The sequence below is a fragment of the Paracoccus haematequi genome (genome assembly GCF_900631945.1).
Classification (GTDB): Bacteria; Pseudomonadota; Alphaproteobacteria; order Rhodobacterales; family Rhodobacteraceae; genus Paracoccus; species Paracoccus haematequi_A.
In genome coordinates, this window is sequence record NZ_UZWE01000004.1 from 1 (window position 1) to 6,004 (window position 6,004).

The 6,004-nt window shown below is 65.0% G+C and carries 5 protein-coding genes; all 5 read left to right on the top strand.

Annotation, left to right across the window (positions count from 1 at the left end; genetic code table 11):
* Positions 1 to 548 precede the first annotated feature (548 nt).
* Positions 549 to 1,751, top strand: coding sequence for a protein rep (locus PARHAE_RS00035; protein WP_164555082.1), 1,203 nt, complete (start codon positions 549 to 551; stop codon positions 1,749 to 1,751).
* 69 nt (positions 1,752 to 1,820) lie between these two features.
* Positions 1,821 to 2,282 (top strand): MerR family transcriptional regulator, encoded by a 462-nt coding sequence (locus PARHAE_RS00040; protein ID WP_126152568.1) that lies wholly within the window; start codon positions 1,821 to 1,823, stop codon positions 2,280 to 2,282.
* Positions 2,283 to 2,373: 91 nt separating this feature from the next.
* Positions 2,374 to 2,703: a hypothetical protein gene (locus PARHAE_RS00045; RefSeq protein WP_126152569.1), complete on the top strand. Its 330-nt coding sequence runs from the start codon at positions 2,374 to 2,376 to the stop codon at positions 2,701 to 2,703.
* An 8-nt stretch (positions 2,704 to 2,711) separates the two neighbouring features.
* Positions 2,712 to 3,080, top strand: a complete 369-nt coding sequence (locus PARHAE_RS00050) for a hypothetical protein (protein WP_126152570.1) — start codon at positions 2,712 to 2,714, stop codon at positions 3,078 to 3,080.
* Between the two features lie 2,650 nt (positions 3,081 to 5,730).
* Positions 5,731 to 6,004 (top strand): hypothetical protein (locus PARHAE_RS21300; protein WP_206436823.1); only part of this gene is annotated, 274 nt, incomplete at its 3' end.

The window sequence follows — 6,004 nt, forward strand, 5'->3', positions numbered from 1 at the left end:
TCCTGGCGATCTGGCGGGCCTTGTTGCCGGTGCTGGCCCTCGGGCTGGCCCGGCTTCCCTGCGGGCGTCTGGCTGCGGCTGTGCCGTGCCTGCGGTCGCTCTGATTGTATCGCTGACGGATCAGGGTTATTCTGCCGGTGATCTGCATAGGACGTGCCGATCGTAGTCACTCTTAGTCAGTGGCGGCGATTAGTCCTGTGCACGAGGCAATGCCTTGCCAACATATATCCCCTCTTTCTGCGTGGACATACTGCCCCTGACTTCAACAGAAGGGGCATTTCCGTGCTTCATGATCCTGACCTGATCCGCGTGATTATTGATCTTGCCCGTGCTGCCATTGGGCTGTTGCGGGAAGTCATTGCTCTATGGCGGGATAGTAGGCGGAAATGAAAAGGGCCGCGCTGGTTAGACGCGGCCCCGGCGTTTCCGCCTTCGGTCCAGTCGCTGCTGACGGCAAGCGGCGAACCTTCACTTGCATATATGCTGCAAGGCCGCTTATCGTTCAAGCGTCGGGGTGGTTCCCGGCGCTGAAGTCTGACGGATTTTAAATGCTGGATAGTTTACAGGGCCATTCTGCGCCCCCCGTCTGCCCTGCCTCTGGCGGGGCTTCTCTGCGGTCTGCTGGTGGCGGAACGGCTGCGGCGGGCGCGGCCCTTGGTAATAACGTAAAATCGGTTGACCACGCTGCGGCCCATGAACGCAACCTGTCCCGGTTTGCGTCCAAGTGGGCTGCGGCAAATATTCTGAAAAACCATGATGCTGCGCTGTCTAAGCGCCTCTCGCATTGCGGCTATGTGGCCCGGTCCTTCGAGGTCACGCTAGAACGCAAGGCGGAAACTGGCGCTGCCGGGTTTGATGGCCTCAAGACATGCGCAAGCGTCTGGTGTTGCCCGTGCTGCTCCCCTCGGATCAGCGCGCGGCGCAAGGATGAATTGGACCTGCTGATGTCTGGCGCGCGGGCCGAAGGTCACGCGGTCGTGATGCTGACGTTGACGGCGCGGCATGACCGCCAGATGAAGCTGGCTCCCTTCCTGGATGCTCTCAAGCTGGCAAAGAAACGTCTGCGCCAGCGTCGGGAATGGCGGGGTCTGCCGTTCGTTGGCTCGGTGACGGCCACGGAAACGACCCACGGTCGCAACGGCTGGCATCCGCATTTTCATGAAATCCTGCTGCTGGACTGCCTGCCTGCCGATGCGCTTGCCCTGGTTGAAGGGCTGCGCGCGGCCTGGCTGTCCTGCCTCGCTGCGTTCGGCCTCTCCGGGGCTGACGCGGCGTTTCAGGTGCAATCTGCCCAGGCTGCCGGGGCTTACGTTGCAAAATTTGGTGCGGCGGAAGAACTGGCGCTGCAAGGGTCCAAGCGCGGCCGGAACGGTTCGCGCGGCCCGTGGCAATTGCTGAATGATGCCCGTGACGGTGACGCGCAAGCGGCGGCGGTATGGGCAGAATATGCCTTGGCCTTTCGTGGCCGTCGCCAGCTCGTCTGGTCGCGCGGCCTCAAGGCCCGGTTCGGCGTCGGGGAAACCTCCGACGATGAAGCGGCGGCGGAAGTCGATCCGGCCCCGCCTGCTGCCGAAGTGCTGCGGGCGTGGGCCGGTGCCGGGGAACCCTGGCGTGCGGCCCGGCGTCGGCGCGTGGCCCTGGTCCATGCGGCGGAAACGGGCGGCGATCTCCGGGCGGCTGAATACGGGCTGACCGATGCCGAACGCTGGCGGCGGCTCGGCGGCGAAAGCCTAATTGATCCGCCCGACTGAAAGCCCGTGTCTGTTGCGGTGATGCGCGTCATGCTGGCATAATGGTGCACCACGCAACAGGGGTGACGCATGGCGGAATTGTCTTTGGCGCAGGCTGCAACGCTGATTGGCAAAAGCAAGTCCACCCTCACGCGGGCCATAAAATCCGGGCGAATGTCGGCGGTCCGAAGGGCTGACGGCACATTCGGCCTGGATCCTGCCGAACTGCTGCGCGTCTATCCTGACGCGGTGCGTGGTGCATCGGATGGTGCATCACGCACCGGCGATCCTGTTGCGTCTGACGCGGCGCAACAGGCGACGCAACAGTCTGAAATCAGCGCCTTGCGCGATGATCTTGCGGCGGCGCGTCAAGCTGCGGCTGTGGCTGACGCTGAACGACGTGCGGCTGTCGCCCTGGCCGATGAGCGGGCGCGGGCGCTTGAAGCTGCGGAACGCAATCTTGCAGACCTGCGGCGGATGCTGCCTGCGCCTGCCGGTCCAGTGTCGCCCCGTCCCTGGTGGCGTTTCTGGTCGGCTATTCCTCACAAGTAATTGTGAGCGCACAATAAAAATCTGTTTATCAGATGCGGCCCCATTTAGAATAATTGTGTGAAGCACAAGATATTCGGTTGGGGCGGTGATAATGCCGAAAGTGAATAAATCGGCTCGGTTTGTGATTACCAAAGCGGGCCGTGTGAAGCATCCGAATTGGGCGCTCGTGTCCTGCGGACAAAAGGGCGCGCAATGTCTTTATGATGCGGTGTCGGCTGAATTTGGCCGGGCCTCTGCCCGCAAATTGCTCAACATGATCTGCACGGGCGAACGGGAATTAGGGCCGATTTATGAAATCGGCACGATTGCCCGCGTGGCCCGGCTGCATGATCTGGTCGAAAGCGTCGGGCGGTATGTGCCTGGGCATGGATTTGCTGCCTATTGCGATGAACTGGCCCGCCTCGGCGTGGCTGCGGAATAGGTGCTGCCATGACCATGCACAAAAGCCCCAAGCTGAATGACCACAAGCCCCGCCTGAATGGGCGGATTGTTCCGGCCCTGGATACAGGGGCGGACGATTATTTGGGCGTTCTGTATATCCGCAATGATTTCCGCATTGCGGTTTCTCCCGGTGGCCGGGCCTATCTGGCGCAATTCCGAAATTCGGAAGGGCGGTGGAATGGTCCGGCCTATTACGACAAGTCGCCGCTCCTGCCGATTGTGAAATCGGACGGGGATGCGGCTGACGCTGTTGCGGCTTTGCCGGATATGCCTGCGCAGCATTTTCTGGCCGAAAGCATCAGCGCCCTGCGGCGCTTCGTGCGATCGGTCGCATTTTCAAATGTGGTGCAGGCATGAATGATCTTCCTTCTTCGGACGATGGGCGCGCGGATGCGCCCCGGCGTCCCTCTCTCCTGGCGCAAGTCCGGCTGTCTGACGGTCGGCTTGCGTGGCCTGTCGCTCGGGCGGCTGGCCTTTCGGAACCCACGTTCCGGGCGCGTCTCAAGGCGGGTCTGTCGCCTGACGCGGCTGTCGCAAGGCCGGTCGCCAAGCGCGGGCCGTCTCGCGCTGCGGAACGCGCGCGATGGGCTGCGCAATGGGCTGCTGATCTGTCTGCGCAGCGCGCGGCCCGTGCTCCGGCCTCGCCTCGGCCTTGGCCGGAACGGCAGGTTTCGACTGCGGACGGTTATTCCGGTGTCATCTGGCAGGACGGCGATTGCCGCCTGATCGTCTCGCCTCGGGGCGCGACATATGCCGTCCAGGTGCTTGGCCCTGGCGGCTCCTGGCAAGTTGACAGGGAATTTCCGTCTGCCTCCTTCCTGCGTCATTGGCTGCTACTCGCGGCCATTGATCCGGCCCCCGCCTTGCTGAAAGCGGCGGCGGGCCTGCCCGATGATCCTGCGTCGTCGGGCTTTTCTCCTTATCGCCGGTCGGCCTCCTGACTGGCGATTGACCGGGCGGCAGTCCCTCCCTGCCGTCTTGGTCCTGACGGCTCGGCCTGCGTCCTTGTGATGCAAGCCGGGCCGTCTCTGCGATCTGCCTGCCTTCTGGTGGCGGATCGTCTCAAAGGCCCTGAATGTTGCCCATCGGCAACAGAATGGGCCGTCCCTCTAAAAACCAATTATCACAGAACAAAAAAGCAAGCCCTCGGGCTTGAACCAACCCTTGCGGAAACTGATTTGCCAAAGCGTCCATCTCGCGCGGCAATATCGAGCACAGGGTTGGTCAGTAGAACCCTTGTTATAATATGCGGTTAGTGAGAACCAAAAACCGGCTGGCAGTCGCCTGGCTGGTTTTCTCATAAATGGGCCGTGGCCGTGTCCTTTCGCGGCGAGTGCCCTTCTAACCGCTCTTTTTTGTTCTGATGGTGGCCCTTTAGGGCTGGCAATCTGACTGGCCGGTCGGCTGCTCCTGCGGCTGGCTGGCCTTTCTGCGATCCTGCGGCCCTGGCTTTGTCCTGGTGCTGCGGGTCGCTCTCGCGCTGTCGGCTGATCCTGGATCGGTTGGCGGCGCGGTCCTGGCCTGACGGCTGGCGGCTCTGCTGACGGCTGGCGGGCCTCTGCGATCTGCGCGGCCTCTGGCTGCTGCGGGTCGCTCCTGCCGGTGGCGGTCCTGGTCGGCCTGTCCGTCCAGATCGGCCCGGCTCCCGGCTGATCTGCCCGGCCTCCTGGTCGGCGGTCTGCCGGTTCTGATCGGCGCGGGCGGCGATCCTGCCGGGGCTTCTCCCTGGTCCGCTGTTCTCCGGGTGCATGGGCTGCGCCTCGCGCTCTCCCGCCCATTCGATCCCCTCCCCTGGATGGTTTCGCGCTTCTCCGGTGCTTGCATGGTCCTGCGGCCCTGATCCTTGATCCTCTGGCCCTGGCTCTCCTGGATCGGCCCTGCGCTGATCCTCTCTCCCTGCGCCTTCCTGGCGCGGTCACGCCTGTTGCGTGTGCGGCGGATCGGGCTTGCCTTCGATCCCTGCCGCCTCTCGACCCTGCGGCCTTGCCCTGCGGGTCGGTTCTGGTCCTGCCGGTCGCTCTCCTGGCGATCTGGCGGGCCTTGTTGCCGGTGCTGGCCCTCGGGCTGGCCCGGCTTCCCTGCGGGCGTCTGGCTGCGGCTGTGCCGTGCCTGCGGTCGCCCTGCTGTCCTGCCCTATCCGCTGGGCCGCTGTGCGGGCCGCTGACGGGCGCAAGGCGTTCCGGCATGGGGGATAGCGGCGGAACAGCATAAGGGCCGCTGGTGACTCGCTCCGAGGCGCTGCGGCCTGTCCGGGCCGGGCGGTATCGCTCCCGGCCTCCCCTCCCCCTCTTTTTTCACCAGCCAATAGCTTTCCGCTTGGTGCTGGTGGTGCTGGCGTAGCAGGTGCGGGGGTCCACGTTCGCTTGCGAACGGGGGTGCGCCTGCGGTCCAAGCCCCGCCGCCGTCCGCAGGACCGAATGACCGCCTGAAAGGCGGGCGTTCGAGCGGGGCTTGGGGAACGCCTTTGTGCTGCCGGTGAAGCCCTATGGCTGAACGGTCTTGCTGGTCCCTGCCGGTTGCCACAGGCAGGGCCAGCGGCCCTTCCTCTCGGCTAAGCGTCCTTCTTCTGGCCTGACGGCTGCTGCTGGCGGCTGGCGGGCCTTCTGCGATCTGCGGCCCTGGCTTTGTCCTGGTGCTGCGGGTCGCTATCGCGCTGTCGGCTGATCCTGGATCGGCTGGCGGCGCGGTCCTGGCCCTGACGGCTGGCGGCTCTGCTGACGGCTGGCGGGCCTCCTGGTCCTGCGGGTCGGCCTCCTGGCTGATCTGCGGGCCTTCTGCGATTTGCGCGGCCTCTGGCTGCTGCGGGTCGCTCTGCCGGTGGCGATCTGCCTTGCGGTCGGCCCGGCTCCTGTTCTGATCGGCCTTGGGTCGATCCTGCCGGGGCCTCTCCCTGGTCCGCTGTTCTCCGGGTGCATGGGCTGCGCCTCGCGCTCTCCCGCCCATTCGATCCCCTCCCCTGGTGGCTTCGCGCTTCTCCGGTGCTTGCATGGTCCTGCGGCCCTGATCCTTGATCCTCTGGCCCTGGCTCTCCTGGATCGGCCCTGCGCTGATCCTCTCTCCCTGCGCCTTCCTGGCGCGGTCACGCCTGTTGCGTGTGCGGCGGATCGGGCTTGCCTTCGATCCCTGCCGCCTCTCGACCCTGCGGCCTCCGCCTGGGTCGCTCCTGGTCCTGCCGGTCGCCCTCCTGGCGATCTGGCGGGCCTTGTTGCCGGTGCTGGCCCTCGGGCTGGCCCGGCTTCCCTGCGGGCGTCTGGCTGCGGCTGTGCCGTGCCTGCGGTCGC

Coding starts and splice junctions, on each gene's coding strand:
- PARHAE_RS00050 (WP_126152570.1), top strand. CDS start 2,712: ATGACCATGCACAAAAGCCCCAAGCTGAATGACCACAAGCCCCGCCTG.
- PARHAE_RS00045 (WP_126152569.1), top strand. CDS start 2,374: ATGCCGAAAGTGAATAAATCGGCTCGGTTTGTGATTACCAAAGCGGGC.
- PARHAE_RS00040 (WP_126152568.1), top strand. CDS start 1,821: ATGGCGGAATTGTCTTTGGCGCAGGCTGCAACGCTGATTGGCAAAAGC.
- PARHAE_RS00035 (WP_164555082.1), top strand. CDS start 549: ATGCTGGATAGTTTACAGGGCCATTCTGCGCCCCCCGTCTGCCCTGCC.